Origin of the sequence: Bradyrhizobium centrolobii (assembly GCF_001641635.1) — a bacterium.
GTDB classification, from domain to species: Bacteria; Pseudomonadota; Alphaproteobacteria; order Rhizobiales; family Xanthobacteraceae; genus Bradyrhizobium; species Bradyrhizobium centrolobii.
Genome location: NZ_LUUB01000080.1, coordinates 44,754 through 62,537, shown reverse-complemented (window position 1 = coordinate 62,537; position 17,784 = coordinate 44,754). Strand labels below are relative to the sequence as shown.

The window sequence follows — 17,784 nt, the reverse complement described above, 5'->3', positions numbered from 1 at the left end:
CCTGCTTTCTCGGAATGGATTAACGAATGGCCTCGAGGGGCCCCGGCGCGCCGCGCCGTACTGCCCATACAATAAGTATGCCGCCGACAATAAGCATCGGGATCGACAACAGCATGCCCATGGTTAACCCGCCCCACAGGAAGCCGAGCTGGACGTCCGGCTCGCGAAACTGCTCGCCGGCGATCCGGGTCAGGCCGTAGATCAGGATGAAGGCGCCGAGGACCATGCCCGGCCGCTTCAGGGCGCCGAAGCGGATCATCACCGCGAGCACGGTGAACAGCAGGATGCCTTCCATGCCGGCTTCATAGAGCTGGCTCGGATGGCGCGGCAGGTGCGCCACGTCATTGGGGAAGATCATCGCCCAGGGCAGGCTCGGATCGGTGGCGCGGCCCCACAATTCGCCGTTGATGAAATTGGCGATGCGGCCGAGGAACAGCCCGATCGGCCCGACCGCGGTGGCGACGTCGCCGAGCGACAGAATGGGGATGTGGTTGCGGCGTGCAAACCAGACCGCCGCGATGACGCATCCGAGGAAGCCGCCGTGGAACGACATGCCGCCTTCCCACAATCTGAAGATCGCGGTCGGATGCTCGATGAAGAAGGGCAGGTTGTAGAACAGCACATAGCCGGTACGGCCGCCGAGGATGATGCCGAGCGTGACCCAGAGGATGAAGTCGTCGATCTGGACCAGCGAGATCGGCGCGGGCCCGCCCCAGAGTCTCTCGTTCTTCAGCAGCGAGCGCGCATAGAGCCAGCCGAGCACGATCCCGCCGATATAGGCGAGGGCGTACCAGCGGATGGCGAACGGTCCGATCGCGACCGCGATCGGATTGAAGGATGGGAAGTCGATGAGCAGGAAGGGCATCACGCCTTCTGTGTCTAGACGAGATTGCGGCGATAGAGTGCCAGCAGCCGCTCCCAATGCCGCTCGGCGGCGTCGCGGTCATAGACCGGACGCTTGGGGAAGGCGAAGCCGTGATGGGTGCGGGGATAGATCTCGACCTCGGCCTTCGCGCCGTTCATGCCCTGCTTCACCCTCTCGATGACCTCGGGCGGCGCGTAGATATCGGTCTCGGCGCAGGCGAAATAGAGCTCGGCCTTGGTCTTGCCGGCGGCGAGATGCGGGCTGTTGGCCTCGTCGGTTGCCAGATGCGTTCCGTAGATCGAGGCCGCCGCCTTGACGCGATCGGGAAAATGCGTGGCGGCGTTGATGGCGTAACGGCCGCTCATGCAATAGCCGACGGTGCCGATCAGCTTCGTGTTCGCGGCCGTCTGGCCCTCGGCATAGGTGAGCAGCGCTCTGGTGTCGTCCATGATCATGGGGATGTTGAGGGAAGCCATGAGCTGGAACATACGCTTGCGCGCCGGCGAGTTCGGATCGGCCGGCAACGGGCCGAGCTCCATTACGCCGGAGCGGTAATAGAGGTTCGGTAGCATCACATAGTAGCCCGATGTCGCGAGCCGGCGCGCCATGTCGCGCAGCTCTTCGCGGATCGCCGGCGCATCCATGTAGAACAGGAGGACCGGGAACGGTCCGCCGCGCTCGGGATGACTGATGAAGGTTGCGGTGTGGCCGTCCTGGGTGGGAATTGCGATCTGCTGGTCGATCATCACTTGCGCCTTTTGATTCTTCTTATGCAGGGACGTTGAATACGATTGCAAGGAAACCGGGGCGTGACAAGGATACACCCTGGCCGCAAAAGCCCTTGAACCGCCCTGTCCGGATTGCCATTGTCTTTGAAGCTGTTCGCGCAAAGTTTATCGGAGGCCGCCATGACCCAGACCACCAACCGGTTTTTCGACGAGATCGGCCGCCTGATGAACGACGCCGCGGGTGCCGCCCAGGGCGTCAAGCGCGAGTTCGACACCGTGATGCGCACCCAGGCGGAAAAATTCCTGCGCGATATGGATCTGGTCAAGCGCGAGGAGTTCGAGGCGGTCAAGGACATGGCGCGCCTGGCGCGTGAGGAGAACGAGGCACTGAAAGCGCGGATCGCGGCGCTGGAGGCCAAGCTGGGCGCGACGTCGGCGTAGGGCGTTCTTACCCTCTCCTGGAGGGGGAGGGTCGATTACGCATGGAGCGAAGCGGAATGCGCAGCGGGGTGGGGTGATCTCTCCACTCGGGCATCGCTCCAGGGGAGAGAGTCACCCCACCCCATCGCTTCGCGCACCCTCGCCCTCCAGGGGAGGGTGGTAGCCCGACCCGGCAGCCCATTTTCCTTGTCATTTCCGCATCTTCCGGGTAAAAGCCCGCCACGTCCGCGGCCCCCGCACCCCTGGAGGCTTGCTGCGGACAGCACCATGGGCCGCCTTGCGGCCCATTAACTTTTGCAAAAACAAGGACTTATGACTATGGCGACCGTCAAGGAATTGAAGGCGACCGCACGTCCGAAGAGCGGCAAGGGGGCCGCCCGGGCTGAGCGTCGCGCCGGGAGAGTGCCCGGAGTGATCTATGGTAACAACCAGCCCCCGCTCCCGATCTCGGTTGACGATCGCGAACTGCGCCAGCGCATCCTCGCCGGCCGTTTCCTGACCACCCTTGTCGACATCGACCTCGACGGCAAGAAGCACCGCGTGATTCCGCGCGACTTCCACCTCGATCCGGTCAAGGACTTCCCGATCCATGTCGACTTCATGCGGCTCGGCGAAGGCGCCACCATCCGCATCAGCGTGCCCCTGCACGTCGTGAAGGCGGAAGGCTCGCCCGGCGTGAAGCGCGGCGGCACGGTCAACATCGTCGCCCACGCGATCGAGCTCGAATGCGGTGTCGAGAGCATCCCGCAGTTCCTCGAGGCCGACGTCGGCTCGCTCGAGATCGGTCACTCGCTCCATCTGTCGGACATCAAGCTGCCGACCGGCGTGAAGGCGCTGACCCGCGAAGACGCAACGCTCGTCACCATCGTGCCGCCGTCCGGCTACGCCGAAGAGCAGAGGGCTGCGGCTGCGGCCGGTGCTGCGGCTCCGGGTGCCGCTGCGGCTGCTCCGGCGGCTGGCGCTGCTGCGCCGGCTGCGGGTGCTGCTGCTCCGGCAGCGGCTGCCAAGGCTCCCGCCGGCGGCGACAAGAAGAAGTAATCTCTCAAAGCTGGCGCGCGGTCCTGATCGCGCGCCAAGCGAGGGGCGCGCCGCGTCATGCGACTCTTTGTTGGGCTCGGCAATCCCGGCGCACGATACGCACGCAACCGTCACAATATCGGCTTCATGGCCGTCGACGAGATCGCGCGGCGTCATGGTTTCTCGCCATGGCGCCGTCGCTTTCAGGGCGAGACCTCGGAAGGTGTGCTCGGCACCGAGCGCGTGATCCTGCTCAAGCCCACGACCTACATGAACGAGTCGGGCCGTAGCGTTCAGGAAGCGGCAAGCTTCTTCAAGATCGCGCCGGGCGACGTCACCGTGTTCCAGGACGAGCTCGAACTGCCGCCGGGCAAGGTGCGGGTGAAGATCGGCGGCGGCATCGCCGGCCACAATGGCCTGCGCTCGATCTCCGCCCATATCGGCAACGAGTACCGCCGGGTGCGGCTGGGCATCGGTCATCCCGGCGTCAAGCAACTGGTGCACGGCCACGTGCTGTCGGACTTCTCCAAGGCCGACGGCGAGTGGGTGGCGACGCTTTGCGACGCAGTCGCCGAGCACGCCGAACTGCTCGCCAAGGGCACGGATGCGACGTTCGCCAACAGGGTGCATCTCGCCATGCAGGCGAAGGGGTTTTTGACCAAGGACGACAACGGAGAGAAGCAGGGTTAGCTTGCTCTGCCTCCTCCGTCATGCCCGGGCAGAAGCGCGAAGCGCGTCTTCGCGCTAGATGTCCCGGGCATCCACGTGCTTCGTTCCGCGCGTTGAGGCGTGGATGGCCGGGACAAGCCCGGCCATGACGAATTCGGATAGAGGATGTTATGGGATTCAAATGCGGGATTGTCGGGTTGCCCAATGTCGGCAAGTCGACCTTGTTCAACGCGCTGACCGAGACGGCCGCGGCGCAAGCCGCGAACTATCCGTTCTGCACGATCGAGCCGAATGTCGGCGAGGTCGCCGTGCCCGATCCGCGGCTGGAGAAGTTGGCGGCGGCCGCCAAGTCAGCGCAGATCATCCCGACCCGGTTGACCTTCGTCGACATCGCAGGTCTCGTGCGTGGCGCCTCCAAGGGCGAAGGCCTCGGCAACCAGTTCCTCGCCAACATCCGCGAGGTCGATGCCATCGCGCATGTCGTGCGCTGCTTTGAAGATTCCGACATCACCCATGTCGAGGGCAAGATCGCGCCGCTCGCCGACATCGAGACCATCGAGACCGAGCTGATGCTCGCCGACCTCGACAGCCTCGAGAAGCGCGTCGACAATCTCACCAAGAAGGCCAAGGGCAACGACAAGGACGCCAAGGAGCAGCTCGACCTCGTCAACCGCACGCTGGTGCTGCTGCGCGACGGCAAGCCGGCGCGCCTCGTCGAGCGCAAGGCTGAGGAAGAGCGCGCCTTCTCGATGCTCGGCCTGCTGTCGTCAAAACCGGTGCTCTACGTCTGCAACGTCGAGGAAGGCTCCGCCGCCACCGGCAATGGCTTCTCCAAGGCGGTCGAGGAGCAGGCCGCAAAAGAGGGCGCGGTAGCCGTCGTCATCTCCGCCAAGATCGAATCCGAGATCGCGACGCTGTCGCGCGAAGAGCGCGTCGACTTCCTGGAGACGCTGGGCCTCGAAGAAGCCGGCCTCGATCGCCTGATCCGCGCCGGCTACACGCTGCTCGATCTCATCACCTATTTCACGGTGGGACCGAAAGAGGCGCGCGCCTGGACCATCCATCGCGGCACCAAGGCGCCGGCGGCGGCCGGTGTGATTCACACCGATTTCGAAAAGGGCTTCATCCGCGCCGAGACCATTGCGTATGACGACTACGTCGCGCTCAACGGCGAAGCCGGCGCCCGCGACGCCGGCAAGCTGCGTCTCGAAGGCAAGGACTACACCGTCGCCGACGGCGACGTGATGCATTTCCGGTTTAATACGTAAAGAGCCGAAATCGTCATTCCGGGGCGCGCGTAGCGCGAACCCGGAATCCATTCATCCGCTCGCTCCGGCGGCCCGATGGATTCCGGGCTCGCCTCTTCGAGGCGCCCCGGAATGACGTGCTAGCGCATCCCGCCGCCCTGGTCGCGGATCGCGCCGAGATGCTCGTTGATGCGGAAGACGATCAGGATCAGCTCCGCGGCGATGCGCGAGAACACCGTTCCGGCGACGACGCCGGCGATCGAGCGCAGCAGGATCAGGAAGCCGCCGAACGGGCTGATCGCCATTTCGGTGAGACCGTAGAAGATGCCGGAGAGGCCGAACAGGCAGATCAGCGCGATCACCAGCCAGTAGAAGGTCTTGATGATCGTCGGCGTGATGAAGCGGTCCCACTGAAACAGATCGCTGAATGAAAACATTGCTCTCCCCGGGCAAATCGGGCCTCGGCCCTCGGTTGATCCGACTCAGACCAAGGCGGCCGGATCGAATGTAGCACGAGCCATGCGGGCCGGCGGGTTGAGATTGCCGCAAAGTGCGGCCACAATCTGTCATTTCCGCAAAGCTTTCCCGAAATGACCCTGACCTTCGAAGACTTCCCGCCCGGCCGGTTCGGCACGTTCGGCCCGCGCCATGTCACCCGCGACGAGATTTTGGCCTTTGCCGCCGAGTTCGATCCGCAGCCGATGCACCTGGACGAGGAGGCAGCTAGCAAGAGCATGCTGCGCGGCCTGTCCGGGTCCGGCTGGCATCTCTGCTCACTGATGATGCGAATGATGGCCGACGGCTTCATCACCCGCGCCGCCTCGCTCGGCTCGCCGGGCGTCGACGAGGTGCGCTGGCTGTCGCCGCTCAGGCCCGGCGATGACCTCTCGCTCGATGTCGACGTCGTGGAAGCCCGCACCTCGAAGAGCCGTCCCTCACTCGGCATCGTCAAGTTCAAATGCACCGCGCGCAACGCCAAGGGCGAGGCGCTGTGCGAGATGACCTCGCCGATCCTGATCAAGCGTCGCGAGGGGGCGGTCTGATGCGGTTCTTCGAAGAGATCGAGATCGGTCACCGCCGCGAACTCGGCGCCTATACGTTCACGGCTGAGTCCATCAAGACGTTCGCCGCAAAATTCGATCCGCAGCGCTTCCACCTCGACGAGGAGGAAGGCAAGAATTCGCTGTTCGGCGGGCTCGCCGCATCCGGCTGGCATGTCGGCTCCGCCTGCATGAGCCTGGTCGTGGCGGACGGCCAGCGGCTGGCGAAAGAGGCGGCCGCGCGCGGCGCGGAGATCGCGGTGTGGGGGCCGTCGCCGGGCTTCCGTGACCTGCGCTGGATCAGGCCGGTGCTCGCCGGCGACACCGTCGCTTACGTCAGTGTCGTCATCGACAAGCGCACATCCGGCTCGCGTCCCGGCTGGGGCATCCTGACGGCGCGCACCACCGGCACCAACCAGCGCGGCGAGGAGGTCTACTCCATCACCGCCACCGCCTTCGTGCCGATGCGCGGGAACAAGGCGTAATTTAGAATCTATCCAGGTGGTCGCTCTGTCTTCACCTCTCCCCGCTTGCGGCCGCTTGCGGGGAGAGGTCGAATTCGATTGCAGATCGAATTCGGGTGAGGGGGTAAAGGTCTCACGACAGTCTCACGCGTGGAAAGAGGCCCCTCACCCCAACCATCTCCCCGCGAAGGGCGGGGAGAGGGAGAGGAGATAGAGGCCGAGTGTTGCCCGCGCGCTATGGACGCGATTCAGGCTGGCTGCCATAAGCCCCTCCGAGACGGGCCGCCCACGAAGCAGTCGGCGGAACCACCGAGTTGCTAACCAATTATGAACCTGTCGCTGTCTATTTGAACGAATAGGCAAAGGACAGGGGACGAGAACCATGGCAGACCGAGGCGCACTCAAGCTGGTCGGATTTATCTTCGCTACCGCGACGCTGGCAGTGATGCTGGTCGCCGGCATGGTGGTGAAGGGCTATGCCGATGGTGGCTATACCCTGGAAGCCTCGACGGTCGAGGCGAGCCACTAAGACTTCGTTAACGCTGTCCCGTCGGATTTCAGGCCTCGCCGCTCAGCGGCTGTAAACGAACGCCAGCACCGCGATAGCGACAGCCAGCAGTCCCACAAAGCGTAGCATGATCGTGCCGAACTGGTTCGGCGCAGGCCGTAGCGGGATCGGGTCCGTATTGTCGGGCCGAATGCTTTCCATGTGAATTGTCCCCTGGCCCGGCCGCAAAGGCTGCGGGCGCTTGGCATTGGTCGCCGCGGAACCGCTGAAAGTTCAACGCGGGGATTTTGTGGCTGGTCCGGAGCGCGGGGCGCGCCAAATCCTCCGCTGTCATGCGCCGCGACAGCGCAGGCATCCAGTACGCCGCAGCTTCTCGGCTCCAGCCTCGCCGTCGCTGGAATACTGGATCACCCGCTTTCGCCGGTGATGACACCTACAGTTGGGAGCTTGCGCGCTCTCGTGCCCCATCAAATCAAAACCGCCGCGTCCCCTCTCGGGAAACGCGGCGGCTGATGACGTGTGATGCAGGCGATCAGCCGTTGCGCAGGCCGTCGGCGGTGCGCTTCCACTGCGAGACGTTGTCGGCGATCATGCGCGTCGACTTCATCGCGGCCTGGCTGAGCTGGGCGTAGCCGGAGATCTCGCGCTGGACGCGCTGGCCTTCGGCGTGGAGGAGATCACGCAGGCTCTCGAGCTCGGAGATCAGGTTCTCGATCTCGGCGAGCGAAGTGCCGGCGACGCGCTGGATCAGCGAGTTGACGTTGTTGACGGTGGCTTCCGCGTTGGAATCGAGCGCGGGCTCGCTGCCAGATGCCGGCCGGCGCAGATAGGCGATGTCGTTACGCACGAAATCGCGGATGCCGGCCTCGACCTCCGTCACGGCGGCGAGGTTGGTGTCGACCGTCTCGGTCTCGGTCGCTTCAATCTTTTCCGGGCGGGTGGCGTTCATCGTTGTTCCCCTGTTCACGTTGGGCGCAGCGCGAGTGTCCCCCGCACGACGACGTCTGTAAGGCTCTGCATCAGGGCGTCCGATTTTGACAGCAACTGGGCCAATATGCGGCAAGGCCGGACCATTCGGGGGCTTTGCCGTGGCGTATGGTTGCAAAAATCTAAATGCTGACCCGGCTCCCTCGCCCCGCTCTTCTCCGCCGAAGCTTCAGCGAAGGCGGAAGCGAGGAGAGGCGAAGAGGCTCACCAGCTTTTCTTGAAGCCGGCGGTGAGGCTCTTGTTCATGACGCCCTGGGAGGTCTCGCCGACCGAGCCGGAGACGGTGACGTTGTCGAACAGTTTTTGCTCGGCGCCGAACTTGCGCAGCCATTTGTCGTCCGTGGTCGACAGCGTCTGGCCGGCGGTGATGCTGGTGCCGGTATCGTTGATCGTGACCTTGGCCGACTGGTCGGTCTCGTAATTGCGGATGGTATGCCCGGCGATGCCGGGGAGCGCCGTCGTGCCCTGCTGGTTCACGCTGTAGCCGTTCTGAAGCGTCAGCGAATAATCGTCAGAGAGCGGCACCGATTTGGTCAGCGAGGCGCCGATCTTGCTCTGCTCGGCGCCGGGATCGACGCGGGCTTCCACCGCGGTCTTGTCCCAGATCGAGCCCGCGCCCGGCGCGGTCGCGGCCGCCCAGGCGCTGCCCGAGGATTGCGGCAGGCTGCCGCCATTGGCGACCTTCTGCGCCAGAAGCTCGGACATCGTGGTCGGCTCGCGCGCTACCGTCATGTCGGCGCCGATCCGCGTGTCCCAGAACGATGACACTGACTGCTTCACGGTGACGGCCGAGGAGCCGTTCGCGTTCAGGTTCGACGACCAGTTCAGCCCGTCCTTGGCCGCGGCCTGTGCGCGCTTCTTCGCGGCAATGATATCGTTCAGCGTGCCGGCGTCGATCGCGAGCTGGCTCCAGTCGAGCTTGTCGACGTCGATCCCCCTCAGCAGGTCGGGGTCGTTGGCATCAGGCGTCGTCGCAGCCTCGGTCTCGTCGTCTGGAGCCGCTGCCGCTGGCGGAATGATCTGCGCTGAGGCCGTCAGCACCGAGCCGAAAATGAACGCGGCCGCCAACACTGGCAGCCTGGTCCTGCCAAAACCTGTCAAGAATTCCATCGTCCTGCCCGCGAGCCCCGGCGCATGCTTCCCGAAGCAATATAGAGCGGTTTCTCGCGAAAACCATGCGCCATTCGGTCCCCATCCAACATGCGGTTGTATCGTTGCGAAATTGTGGCGGTGTAGCTGGGCGTTGGTTCTCGCGGCGATGCGTAGCATCGTCCGCCAGACGGCGCGCCGCCTCACCATGAGGGGATAGAAGGGCCCGGACATAACTGTCACCCCTCATCCTTAAGGAGCGCTCCGAAGGAGCGCGTCTCGAAGGATCGAGGCCCGCAGCCTCGCCTCAAATTACGAACCAACGGGCCGCGCGAAAGGCGCGCGCCCGATGACGAGCTCTTGACGACGGCATCCGGCGGGGCTGGAGGCCAGGACGTCGCGCGAGCGTCGCCATCGGTCCCGAAAGCGGGACCCGTTGGCGTCCCCCTCAGCCCACGCTGGTCATCTTGGGCAGATGAATGGCGCGGCCGAGTGCCTGCTCCACGAGGTCGAAGGTGTCGATCAGCACGCGCATGTTGACGAGGCGGCCCGCTTTGAACTGGGCGAACTGCGCCACCCGCAACGATAGCGGCTTGTCGGAGTCGAGCGCGGTCAACGAATAGCGCAGCATTGAGGCCGCGGAATCCACGCCCAGCATGATGCTCTCGCGGTCGAAGCGGCGGACGTGGAAGTTGTCGGCGAGCTGCCGGATGACGTCGAGCACCGCCTGCTTGCCCTGGCGCGCCCCGAAGAACGGAAACATGTCGATCGGACCATAGAGCGCCCAGTCGACGTCCTCGTCGATCAGGGCCTCGATATCCTGGAAATGCCGGTCGTTGATCGCGCGATGCAACGCGCGCGAGAAACGCCAGAGGCTGTGCTCTGTCATTTTGGGCAGTCCTGAAGCTGGCTTGCAAAAAAACGGAAAACAACCCCATGCACAGGAGGTGCCCGCGGGGTCGGTCAACTCATTCGTGTACGAACAAATACGGAGTTTCTGCCAAAACGCAATTCACGTTTTTGCCATGCACAATTGAGCGCAGTTTGTGAGATTTACAATAGAACCCCGTAATTCTACCTGTCGAAGTTCGCGAGCGTGCGCCACACATTCGATGTCGTCCTGGCGAAAGCCAGGACCTCCGCGCGAGCCTTGCGCTCGTCGCGATTACCCCAGGGAGCCGTTTGGCGAAGATTCGAGGTCGGTACTTCTACCGCCCGCCATCGATAGATTCCGCGGTAAGGGTCCTGGCTTTCGCCAGGACGACATTGGGGAGCTGCCCTACACCCCGTCCATCCGCTCGCCCAGGATCAGCGGGCCGATCTCGCGCTCGAGCACCTGCTGCACCAGGTCGTAGGAATCGATGATCTCGCGGATCTCCGCCACCAGCCCGTTGCGGAAGGTGTAGAACACGGCCATGTCGAACTGCACGATGCGGTCGTTGCCGCGTTTCCTGAAATAGGTGTGCATGTAGGTCGCGACCTCGTCGCCCTCGGCGACGATGTGGGGAGCCTTGTAACGGATCTCGGAATAGCGCGACCAGACCGTCTGCCAGAGCTCGCGCAGCTCTTTCTTGCCATGGCGCGGCACCATGTGCGGCAGCACGTCGATCGGCGCGTGAGTGAGGAAGTCGACGTCGTCGGTGCAGCACGACAGCGCAGCGTCGAGATCGCCGCGCGCAAAGCAGTCGAGCAGATGAAGCACGCGCTGCCTGTTCAACGATTCAACCGTCATGCTGCGCTCGCCCTCGTCGGCCGCCGATCAAAAACGCTATCGCGCGGTCCATTCGCCCATCAATCCGCAAAAACACAGGAGTCATTGCAGAGGTTGTGACGCGCAGACGCGATGCCAGGTTCATGAGATACAACGTTGTTTGCATATCCCCGTGCAAGAATTCGGGCCAAACGCCAGGCCGGCGATGGCGCCTCGCGCACACTAGCCGGCGCGCTGCGCCATGCGGCCCGAGCGGGAACCCGGCCCGCGCACGCCCGTTGAGACGCCGACACCGAATTCGGAGACATCCATGAAATCCCCGCTCGTCGCCTGCGCCGCCACGCTTCTCATGCTCGGTGCGACATCCGCCGCCGATGCCAAGGGCTGCATCAAGGGCGCCATCGTCGGCGGCGTCGCCGGCCACTATGCCGGCCATCACGGCGTCTTAGGGGCGGCCGCCGGCTGCCTCTACGGCCGCCATCACGCCAAGGAGCAGGAGAAGCAGCAGCAACAGAGGCACCAGACGATCGGGCAGGGGAAGCTATAGGCGGACGACAGCCGTACCATGCGTTCCCACGTCATTCTGGCGCGCCGCGTCAGCGGCGAGCCTGGAATCCATCGCGCAGGGCGAGCGTGGGGTGAGGCAGCGTTGCCCCGCTGGTCCTCACCAATCGAGCGGCCTACCTCTTCTTCCATCCCCCACGTCGCCCCGGCGCGCCGCCCGTCGACTTCGGCGCGGGTCCGAACTCCGGTCCTGACTGCCGAGAGTCGGTCGGCTGGATGATCCGGCTCTCGCCGCCGAACGGCTTTGACGGCAGCGTGCGGTTGGCGCGATAGGGTAACGACTCCGGGCCGTGCATCTCGTCGAGATGCGGCTTGTGCACCTTCGAGCCGCCACCGCCGCCGCTGGCTTTCAGCGCCGAGCCCACGGTCCTCTTCTTCATGGCGCTGACGGGGAGGTTGGCGGCGTCGCCGTACTTCCGTGTGCCGACGTAGGCGCCGGCCTTGCTCTGCACGGTGCGCTGTTTTGCGGTGGGATCATCGACGACCGCGAGCTCGGTGGCGCGCAGGCGCTTGACTTCGTCGCGCAGGCGCGCGGCTTCCTCGAAGTTCAGGTCGGCGGCGGCCTCGCGCATCCGCGTTTCGAGATCGGCGAGCACGGCCTCGAAATTGTGGCCGATCGAGATGACATCGTCGGTCATGTCGTGGCCGCCGACCTCCACCAGCACGTGGTCGCGCTCGTAGACGGAGTTGAGGATGTCGCCGATCTGCTTCTTCACGCTCTCCGGCGTGATGCCGTTGGCGTTGTTGTACTCGACCTGCTTCTCGCGGCGGCGGTTGGTCTCCGCGATGGCGCGCTCCATCGAGCCGGTCATGCTGTCGGCATAGAGGATCACCTTGCCGTCGACGTTGCGCGCGGCGCGGCCGATGGTCTGGATCAGCGAGGTCTCGCTGCGCAGAAAACCTTCCTTGTCGGCATCCAGGATCGCGACCAGCGCGCATTCGGGAATGTCGAGGCCTTCGCGCAACAGGTTGATGCCGACCAGCGCGTCGAAGGCGCCGAGGCGCAAATCGCGGATGATCTCGATGCGCTCGATGGTGTCGATGTCCGAGTGCATGTAGCGGACGCGAATGCCCTGCTCGTGCAGATATTCGGTGAGGTCCTCCGCCATGCGCTTTGTCAGCACCGTGATCAGCGAACGATAGCCGGCCTGCGCGGTGGCGCGCACCTCGCCGACGAGATCATCGACCTGGGTGCGGGCGGGGCGAATATCAACGGGAGGATCAATAAGTCCGGTGGGACGGATCACCTGCTCGACGAACACGCCGCCGCTCTCGTTGAGCTCCCAGCCGCTCGGCGTCGCGGACACCGCGACGGTCTGCGGCCGCATCATGTCCCACTCCTCGAAGCGGAGCGGGCGGTTGTCCATGCAGGAGGGCAGGCGGAAGCCGTATTCGGCGAGCGTCGCCTTGCGGCGGAAGTCGCCGCGGAACATGGCGCCGATCTGCGGAATGGTGACATGGCTCTCGTCGGCGAAAATCAGCGCGTTGTCGGGAACATATTCGAACAGCGTCGGCGGTGGCTCGCCGGGACGGCGTCCCGTGAGGTAGCGCGAATAGTTCTCGATGCCGGCGCAGCTTCCCGTCGCCTCCATCATCTCGAGGTCGAACATGGTGCGCTGCTCCAGCCTCTGCGCTTCGAGGAGGCGCCCCTGGTCGTGGAGCTGGTCGAGCCGTTGCTTCAACTCGAACTTGATCGACTTGATCGCCTGCACCAGCGTCGGGCGCGGCGTCACATAGTGCGAGTTGGCGTAGATCTTGATGAATTCGAGCTCGTCCTGCTTGTGGCCGGTGAGCGGATCGAACTCCTCGATATTCTCCACGGTGTCGCCGAACAGGTTCACGCGCCAGGCGCGGTCCTCATAGTGCGCCGGGAAGATGTCGATGACGTCGCCGCGTACGCGGAACGTACCGCGGGTGAAATCGGCCTGGGTGCGCTTGTACTGCAAGGCGACGAGGTCGGCGATGAGCTGGCGCTGGTCGATGCGCTCGCCCTTCTTCAACGCGAAGGTCATCGCGGTATAGGTCTCGACCGAGCCGATACCGTAGATGCAGGACACGGACGCAACGATGATGACGTCGTCGCGTTCGAGCAGCGCACGCGTCGCCGAGTGGCGCATACGGTCGATCTGCTCGTTGATCGATGAATCCTTTTCTATGTAGGTGTCCGTCCGAGGGACATAGGCCTCCGGCTGGTAGTAGTCGTAATATGAGACGAAGTACTCGACGGCGTTGTCGGGGAAGAAGTTCTTGAACTCGCCATAGAGCTGGGCGGCGAGCGTCTTGTTCGGCGCCAGGATCAGGGCAGGGCGCTGCGTCGCCTCGATCACCTTGGCCATGGTGTAGGTCTTGCCCGAGCCGGTAACGCCGAGCAGCACCTGTGACCGGTCGTTGCGCTCGATGCCCTCGACGAGCTCGGCGATCGCGGTCGGCTGGTCGCCCTTGGGCTGATATTCCGACTTGATCTCGAAGCGCACGCCGCCTTCGGACTTTTCCGGGCGCGGCGGCCGGTGCGGCGTCCACACTTTCATGGAGCCGTCGTCCTTGCGGAACTCCGGCCGGCCGTCGCGGATCAGCGCCTCCAGCGCATCCGCGGTGGCCTTCACGCCGAGCGCTTCGGTCTTCGAGCGCGGGGGACGCGCCAGCGCCTCGGCGTCGTCCTCCTCAGTGGGGAGCCCGAGCTGGCGGGCCAGTTCCGGATCGAGGAACGGCACGGTCGCGGCGGTGCCGTAATTGGCCTGCGGCGCCTCTTCCAGTCCTGCGGGGCGATCGCCGGGAAAATCCTTGGGCGTCGAGGCCCGCGCGCGATGCGCGGCGGCCTCGCCGCCGGCGCGGCGGTCGCGCGAATTATCCGGTGGCGGCTGCAGGCCGGTGCCCGATCCAAGCCCGGCGTCGCCGCGATTGATCGCGGGATTGAGCAGTTCAGCCAGCGCGGGTGCGATCGGCTGCACGTCGGGCCGATGCGCCTTGGAATTCGGCGTCTTGGTTTTGGGGGATTTGCCGGATTTTTCGGAGGGTGCAGGTTTCTTCGCCATGCGCCGAATATGGGACGAGTCCGGCGCTCAGAAAAGGCCGAAAAGGCATGGTAATGCGGACCTGCTGACATCATGTGGCAGCAGGTCAGCCTCTTTCGGCTCCGCGGGTCAAAGCGGCGACTAGTTCGCCACCATGGTATGATCGGCGAGGTTCACCGTCACCATGTCATAGCGCGACTGCGCCAGCGTTCGCACGCCGACCTGGTGGAAGCCGATCTTGAGCTCCTCCTTGTCGACATGGATGCGCAGATAGCCGTAATTCTGGTCGTCATATTTCTCCAGCAGCAGCTGTTTGGCCCATGCCGGCCGATGCTGGCCCTCGAGATACCTGACATTCGAGCCGCTGTGCGGCTCCTCCGCCCGATGTCCGCGCGCGGCCCGCACCAGCGGATTGACATTGTGACCGCCGTCGCCGCACACGATGAACGGCACGTCGATCTCCTTGCCGCCGAACTCGATGATCCGGGTGTAGCGCTGGTAATTGTGAGCGTGCGCCGACAGGAAGGCGTGCGGATAGACGCCTTCATCATGGCAGACCTTGTCGATCTGCTTCAGCATCGCTGTGCTGGATCCATGGTTGCCGCCGGTTCCGTCGCCGCTGTGTTGCGGCGAATAGCTGAAGGGCGGGTGATGCGTGGCGATCAGAACGGCGCCCTGGTAGTTCTCGTCTTTGATTTTCTTGAGCTGGGCGTGGAGGAATTTGATCTGCAGGTCGGAGACTTCCGGCCATTTGCCGTCTTCACTGGAGATCACGCCGGGATCCTCCAGCGCATTGCTGAACAGGCCGATGATCCTGACGAAGGGAGCGTCGAGCGCGAAATAGACGCCGGGCTGGACCATCGCGGTCCGGTGCAGCGAGCCGGCCTCCCGCGTGATGGTGCGTTCGCGGGCGCAGAAATTGCGTTCGAACGTCGTCAACGGCTCGTGCCCTTCCGGCGTGCCTGGAACGACGAAGGAATCGTGATTGCCGGGAATCGCGAATATCGGCGCGGGGTAATTGCGGAACGGATCGTAAAACTGGTCGTAGTAGTACTGCGCCTCGCCGAAGTTGTAGACGATGTCGCCGAGATGGAACAGGAACGCCGGCCGGTTGCCTGCCGACGATGACGCAGCGTCAAGCGTCACCTGGTCGGCGACATGCAACTCGTTGGCATATTTGCGGACGTTTGATGCGCCGGAATCGCCAAGTGCGTGAAAGATGATCTTGCCGGCGTCCTCGATCAGTTTCGTGACCTGCGGGCCGTGGCTTCCATAAGCCTCCGCAAGCGGAAGCACGGCGTCGGCGGCGGCCCGCGATGGCGGAATCGCGACGACGTCCTTCTTCAGCAGTTCCTCGATCTGCTTGTACAATTCCGAATCGCTCGGGTGCTCCGTGGAAAAGCCGTTGGGCTCCGGCAGCTTTTCAGGCTCGCCGAAAATGGGTTCGTGAAAAACGGCATCAGGAAGACGGGAGTGAACGGCTCTGGCCATTGCAGGCTCTCCTCTCTGGAAAGCCGCAAGCGTATTTGCTGATTGTTACAACCTCAAGAAGACGGTTTCCTGATTTTCCCAGGAGAGACCGCTGCGGCCGCATCTTTGGCCGGGGTGTCATGCCGCGGGCAGCGGCCCGTCGTCGTCCTCGCTCGCCGTGTGCGGCTTGAGGATGTCGAGATGGATGCCGCCGCAACCGGTGCAGCGCATGGTCCAGTATTCGCATCCGGCGCGGCCGCCGATCACGCGCAGCACCGCGAGATCGCCGTCGCATTCCGTGCATTTCGACAGTACGGATTTTGCGTAGGATCGGGCGAGCGGCTGTGTCTCTTCAATTTCGATGTACGACATAAACCGGTCCTCGTATTGCGCCGCGCAGTCCCGCCTGCTTACTCGTCGTCGCCATCGAACCGCCGGCGGAAGCGGTCGATGTGGGTCTTCGCATCGGCAATCGCGGCGTCGCGATCGGGCCAGGCGAAACCGACCTCCATGGCCGGAAACAGTACGCCGTCGATGGCAACCGGGCTGAAGTCGGCGCGCCGGATCCGGGCGTGCCACAGCCCCTTGCCAGCTTCGAATGATTCGATGTCAAAGCCGTCGTAGATGGTCGTCATTGCAGTCCCCATGTTTCTTGTTGGGGGATTAGGGGACCACGTTTCCGGATTTGCGTATGTGAAGCGGTTCACAGGGCGGCGGCTTTTTCGCCACAGTCCTTCAGTTCCGCGCGGCGGCGCGGCCGATTCGCTTGGCCGGACGGGCCGCGGGCCCGGCCGCGGCGCGCATGATCCAGCGCCGGAACGCCGCGAAGTCGCGCTGCTCGGTCTGGAAGCTGCGATACACGAGATACCAGCGCATGCCCTTGGGCACCGAGAGGTCGAACGGCGCAATCAGCCGGCCGGCGGCGAGGTCGTCATCGATATAGGGCCGGATGCCCATGGCGATGCCGAGCCCGTCTGCGGCGGCCTGGAGCGCCTGGCCGTAGAACTGGAATTCGGGGCCGCGCGCGTTGATCCGGGCGAGCCCGGCGGCCTTGAGCCAGATCGGCCAGTCCTCCGGCGAATGCGCGACGCGGATCAGGCTCGGGCCTTTCAGGTCGGACGGCCGTTTCAGGCTGGCGGCGAGTCGTGGCACACAGACCGGCGTGAGGTCGCCGGCGAACAGCGGCTCGGCGACCAGGCCGGGCCAGTCGCCGGTGCCGAGCTTGATGCCGCAGTTCCAGTCCTCGCCGAACGGCACCGCCGCGCCGCCGGTGGTGAAGCGCACCTCGATATCGGGCTCCTCGCTGCGAAACTCCGACAGGCGCGGGATCAGCCAGCGCATCGCAAAGGTGTGCCCGACGCCGATGGTGAGCACGCGGACGCTCGAGGGCGCCGTCACCTGCGCGGTGAGGCTTGCGAGCGCATCGAAGATCGGCGTCAGCCCGCTCTGATAGGCGCGCCCTGCCTGGGTCAGCACGAGGCGGTTGGCCTTGCGCTCGAACAGCGCGACGCCAAGGCGCTCCTCCAGGATATGCACCATGCGGCTGACGGCAGCGGCCGACACGTTCAGCTCGACGCCGGCGGAGGCAAAGCTGCCGGTCCGCGCCGCCGCCTCGAAAGCCTTGATGCCGTTGAGAAAGAGCAGCCGTCGCAAACGTCCATACCCTCAGGAAAGCTGATGCCAGGCCAAGATAACTCAGTTTGCGCGCGGGGGACAAGCGCGGCACAAGAATGAGCGTAATTCCAAGCTGACTTGTTGGGATGAGGAGGCCGCCTCTTCGCCTCTCCCCGCCCGCGGGGAGAGGCCGGCGCGCGCCGAGCGATGCGAAGCATCGTCCGGTGCGCGGCGGGTGAGGGGGAGCTTCCGCGGGGGCAACTCTCGCCGTTACTGCGGACGCAGCCCCTCACCCCGCCCTCTCCCCGCAAGGGCGGGGCGAGGGAGTGCAGGCAGTTTGCGTCCCTGACGTGCCACCA

At 64.5% G+C, this 17,784-nt stretch carries 21 protein-coding genes; 8 read left to right on the top strand and 13 right to left on the bottom strand.

Going from position 1 to position 17,784, the window contains the following annotated elements:
• Positions 1-19 precede the first annotated feature (19 nt).
• Positions 20-865, bottom strand: a complete 846-nt coding sequence (gene lgt, locus AYJ54_RS29095; RefSeq protein WP_063704406.1) for a prolipoprotein diacylglyceryl transferase — start codon at positions 863-865, stop codon at positions 20-22.
• A gap of 14 nt (positions 866-879) precedes the next feature.
• Positions 880-1,611 (bottom strand): dienelactone hydrolase family protein, encoded by a 732-nt coding sequence (locus tag AYJ54_RS29090; RefSeq protein ID WP_063704404.1) that lies wholly within the window; start codon positions 1,609-1,611, stop codon positions 880-882.
• A 162-nt stretch (positions 1,612-1,773) separates the two neighbouring features.
• On the opposite strand from AYJ54_RS29090, the gene AYJ54_RS29085 reads away from it, so the two are divergent.
• From AYJ54_RS29085 to ychF, 4 genes are all read left to right on the top strand, one after another.
• A complete protein-coding gene (locus AYJ54_RS29085; RefSeq protein ID WP_063704858.1) occupies positions 1,774-2,034 on the top strand; it encodes an accessory factor UbiK family protein in 261 nt (86 codons plus the stop codon).
• 318 nt (positions 2,035-2,352) lie between these two features.
• Positions 2,353-3,072: a 50S ribosomal protein L25/general stress protein Ctc gene (locus AYJ54_RS29080; protein ID WP_063704402.1), complete on the top strand. Its 720-nt coding sequence runs from the start codon at positions 2,353-2,355 to the stop codon at positions 3,070-3,072.
• A gap of 57 nt (positions 3,073-3,129) precedes the next feature.
• Entirely contained in the window at positions 3,130-3,741 is a 612-nt protein-coding gene (gene pth / locus AYJ54_RS29075; RefSeq protein WP_063704400.1) for an aminoacyl-tRNA hydrolase, read from the top strand.
• Between the two features lie 149 nt (positions 3,742-3,890).
• Positions 3,891-4,988 carry a redox-regulated ATPase YchF gene (gene ychF / locus AYJ54_RS29070; protein WP_063704398.1) on the top strand — a complete coding sequence of 366 codons (1,098 nt, stop codon included), beginning with the start codon at positions 3,891-3,893 and terminating at the stop codon, positions 4,986-4,988.
• A 119-nt stretch (positions 4,989-5,107) separates the two neighbouring features.
• Here ychF and AYJ54_RS29065 read toward each other — a convergent pair whose 3' ends face one another.
• Entirely contained in the window at positions 5,108-5,404 is a 297-nt protein-coding gene (locus AYJ54_RS29065; protein WP_063704396.1) for a DUF4282 domain-containing protein, read from the bottom strand.
• 153 nt (positions 5,405-5,557) lie between these two features.
• Between AYJ54_RS29065 and AYJ54_RS29060 the strand changes: the two genes are divergently transcribed.
• The 3 genes from AYJ54_RS29060 (at position 5,558) to AYJ54_RS51495 (ending at position 7,000) form a co-directional block, all read left to right on the top strand.
• Positions 5,558-6,010: a MaoC family dehydratase gene (locus tag AYJ54_RS29060; RefSeq protein WP_063704394.1), complete on the top strand. Its 453-nt coding sequence runs from the start codon at positions 5,558-5,560 to the stop codon at positions 6,008-6,010.
• Complete coding sequence (locus AYJ54_RS29055) at positions 6,010-6,492, top strand: MaoC family dehydratase (protein ID WP_063704392.1); 483 nt, start codon at positions 6,010-6,012, stop codon at positions 6,490-6,492. Before AYJ54_RS29060 ends, AYJ54_RS29055 begins: the two co-directional genes overlap by 1 nt.
• A 361-nt stretch (positions 6,493-6,853) precedes the next feature.
• Positions 6,854-7,000 (top strand): hypothetical protein, encoded by a 147-nt coding sequence (locus tag AYJ54_RS51495; RefSeq protein ID WP_027551866.1) that lies wholly within the window; start codon positions 6,854-6,856, stop codon positions 6,998-7,000.
• Positions 7,001-7,042: 42 nt separating this feature from the next.
• On the opposite strand, the gene AYJ54_RS51490 is transcribed toward AYJ54_RS51495, so the two are convergent.
• From AYJ54_RS51490 to AYJ54_RS29035, 5 genes are all read right to left on the bottom strand, one after another.
• Positions 7,043-7,180 carry a hypothetical protein gene (locus AYJ54_RS51490; protein ID WP_014492018.1) on the bottom strand — a complete coding sequence of 46 codons (138 nt, stop codon included), beginning with the start codon at positions 7,178-7,180 and terminating at the stop codon, positions 7,043-7,045.
• Between the two features lie 331 nt (positions 7,181-7,511).
• Positions 7,512-7,928: a hypothetical protein gene (locus tag AYJ54_RS29050; protein WP_063704390.1), complete on the bottom strand. Its 417-nt coding sequence runs from the start codon at positions 7,926-7,928 to the stop codon at positions 7,512-7,514.
• A 242-nt stretch (positions 7,929-8,170) separates the two neighbouring features.
• On the bottom strand, positions 8,171-9,076 hold the full coding sequence (locus AYJ54_RS29045; protein ID WP_063704388.1) for a hypothetical protein: 906 nt from the start codon (positions 9,074-9,076) through the stop codon (positions 8,171-8,173).
• 427 nt (positions 9,077-9,503) lie between these two features.
• Positions 9,504-9,944 (bottom strand): nuclear transport factor 2 family protein, encoded by a 441-nt coding sequence (locus AYJ54_RS29040; protein WP_063704386.1) that lies wholly within the window; start codon positions 9,942-9,944, stop codon positions 9,504-9,506.
• A gap of 390 nt (positions 9,945-10,334) precedes the next feature.
• Complete coding sequence (locus AYJ54_RS29035; RefSeq protein ID WP_063704384.1) at positions 10,335-10,787, bottom strand: nuclear transport factor 2 family protein; 453 nt, start codon at positions 10,785-10,787, stop codon at positions 10,335-10,337.
• Between the two features lie 289 nt (positions 10,788-11,076).
• On the opposite strand from AYJ54_RS29035, the gene AYJ54_RS29030 reads away from it, so the two are divergent.
• On the top strand, positions 11,077-11,313 hold the full coding sequence (locus tag AYJ54_RS29030; protein ID WP_063704382.1) for a hypothetical protein: 237 nt from the start codon (positions 11,077-11,079) through the stop codon (positions 11,311-11,313).
• Positions 11,314-11,446: 133 nt separating this feature from the next.
• Here AYJ54_RS29030 and uvrB read toward each other — a convergent pair whose 3' ends face one another.
• The 5 genes from uvrB to AYJ54_RS29005 all read right to left on the bottom strand — a co-directional run bounded on the left by uvrB (position 11,447) and on the right by AYJ54_RS29005 (position 17,464).
• Complete coding sequence (gene uvrB / locus AYJ54_RS29025; RefSeq protein WP_082905905.1) at positions 11,447-14,362, bottom strand: excinuclease ABC subunit UvrB; 2,916 nt, start codon at positions 14,360-14,362, stop codon at positions 11,447-11,449.
• Between the two features lie 120 nt (positions 14,363-14,482).
• Entirely contained in the window at positions 14,483-15,832 is a 1,350-nt protein-coding gene (locus tag AYJ54_RS29020; protein WP_063704380.1) for a metallophosphoesterase family protein, read from the bottom strand.
• 117 nt (positions 15,833-15,949) lie between these two features.
• Positions 15,950-16,183, bottom strand: coding sequence for a hypothetical protein (locus AYJ54_RS29015; protein ID WP_063704379.1), 234 nt, complete (start codon positions 16,181-16,183; stop codon positions 15,950-15,952).
• A gap of 38 nt (positions 16,184-16,221) precedes the next feature.
• On the bottom strand, positions 16,222-16,446 hold the full coding sequence (locus AYJ54_RS29010; RefSeq protein WP_063704377.1) for a hypothetical protein: 225 nt from the start codon (positions 16,444-16,446) through the stop codon (positions 16,222-16,224).
• A 100-nt stretch (positions 16,447-16,546) separates the two neighbouring features.
• On the bottom strand, positions 16,547-17,464 hold the full coding sequence (locus AYJ54_RS29005) for a LysR substrate-binding domain-containing protein (protein WP_063704376.1): 918 nt from the start codon (positions 17,462-17,464) through the stop codon (positions 16,547-16,549).
• Positions 17,465-17,784 lie beyond the last annotated feature (320 nt).

What these genes read in the sequence shown, in the direction of transcription:
- lgt (WP_063704406.1), bottom strand. Translation starts at nt 865, where the DNA reads ATGCCCTTCCTGCTCATCGACTTCCCATCCTTCAATCCGATCGCGGTC.
- AYJ54_RS29090 (WP_063704404.1), bottom strand. Translation starts at nt 1,611, where the DNA reads ATGATCGACCAGCAGATCGCAATTCCCACCCAGGACGGCCACACCGCA.
- AYJ54_RS29085 (WP_063704858.1), top strand. Translation starts at nt 1,774, where the DNA reads ATGACCCAGACCACCAACCGGTTTTTCGACGAGATCGGCCGCCTGATG.
- AYJ54_RS29080 (WP_063704402.1), top strand. Translation starts at nt 2,353, where the DNA reads ATGGCGACCGTCAAGGAATTGAAGGCGACCGCACGTCCGAAGAGCGGC.
- pth (WP_063704400.1), top strand. Translation starts at nt 3,130, where the DNA reads ATGCGACTCTTTGTTGGGCTCGGCAATCCCGGCGCACGATACGCACGC.
- ychF (WP_063704398.1), top strand. Translation starts at nt 3,891, where the DNA reads ATGGGATTCAAATGCGGGATTGTCGGGTTGCCCAATGTCGGCAAGTCG.
- AYJ54_RS29065 (WP_063704396.1), bottom strand. Translation starts at nt 5,404, where the DNA reads ATGTTTTCATTCAGCGATCTGTTTCAGTGGGACCGCTTCATCACGCCG.
- AYJ54_RS29060 (WP_063704394.1), top strand. Translation starts at nt 5,558, where the DNA reads ATGACCCTGACCTTCGAAGACTTCCCGCCCGGCCGGTTCGGCACGTTC.
- AYJ54_RS29055 (WP_063704392.1), top strand. Translation starts at nt 6,010, where the DNA reads ATGCGGTTCTTCGAAGAGATCGAGATCGGTCACCGCCGCGAACTCGGC.
- AYJ54_RS51495 (WP_027551866.1), top strand. Translation starts at nt 6,854, where the DNA reads ATGGCAGACCGAGGCGCACTCAAGCTGGTCGGATTTATCTTCGCTACC.
- AYJ54_RS51490 (WP_014492018.1), bottom strand. Translation starts at nt 7,180, where the DNA reads ATGGAAAGCATTCGGCCCGACAATACGGACCCGATCCCGCTACGGCCT.
- AYJ54_RS29050 (WP_063704390.1), bottom strand. Translation starts at nt 7,928, where the DNA reads ATGAACGCCACCCGCCCGGAAAAGATTGAAGCGACCGAGACCGAGACG.
- AYJ54_RS29045 (WP_063704388.1), bottom strand. Translation starts at nt 9,076, where the DNA reads ATGGAATTCTTGACAGGTTTTGGCAGGACCAGGCTGCCAGTGTTGGCG.
- AYJ54_RS29040 (WP_063704386.1), bottom strand. Translation starts at nt 9,944, where the DNA reads ATGACAGAGCACAGCCTCTGGCGTTTCTCGCGCGCGTTGCATCGCGCG.
- AYJ54_RS29035 (WP_063704384.1), bottom strand. Translation starts at nt 10,787, where the DNA reads ATGACGGTTGAATCGTTGAACAGGCAGCGCGTGCTTCATCTGCTCGAC.
- AYJ54_RS29030 (WP_063704382.1), top strand. Translation starts at nt 11,077, where the DNA reads ATGAAATCCCCGCTCGTCGCCTGCGCCGCCACGCTTCTCATGCTCGGT.
- uvrB (WP_082905905.1), bottom strand. Translation starts at nt 14,362, where the DNA reads ATGGCGAAGAAACCTGCACCCTCCGAAAAATCCGGCAAATCCCCCAAA.
- AYJ54_RS29020 (WP_063704380.1), bottom strand. Translation starts at nt 15,832, where the DNA reads ATGGCCAGAGCCGTTCACTCCCGTCTTCCTGATGCCGTTTTTCACGAA.
- AYJ54_RS29015 (WP_063704379.1), bottom strand. Translation starts at nt 16,183, where the DNA reads ATGTCGTACATCGAAATTGAAGAGACACAGCCGCTCGCCCGATCCTAC.
- AYJ54_RS29010 (WP_063704377.1), bottom strand. Translation starts at nt 16,446, where the DNA reads ATGACGACCATCTACGACGGCTTTGACATCGAATCATTCGAAGCTGGC.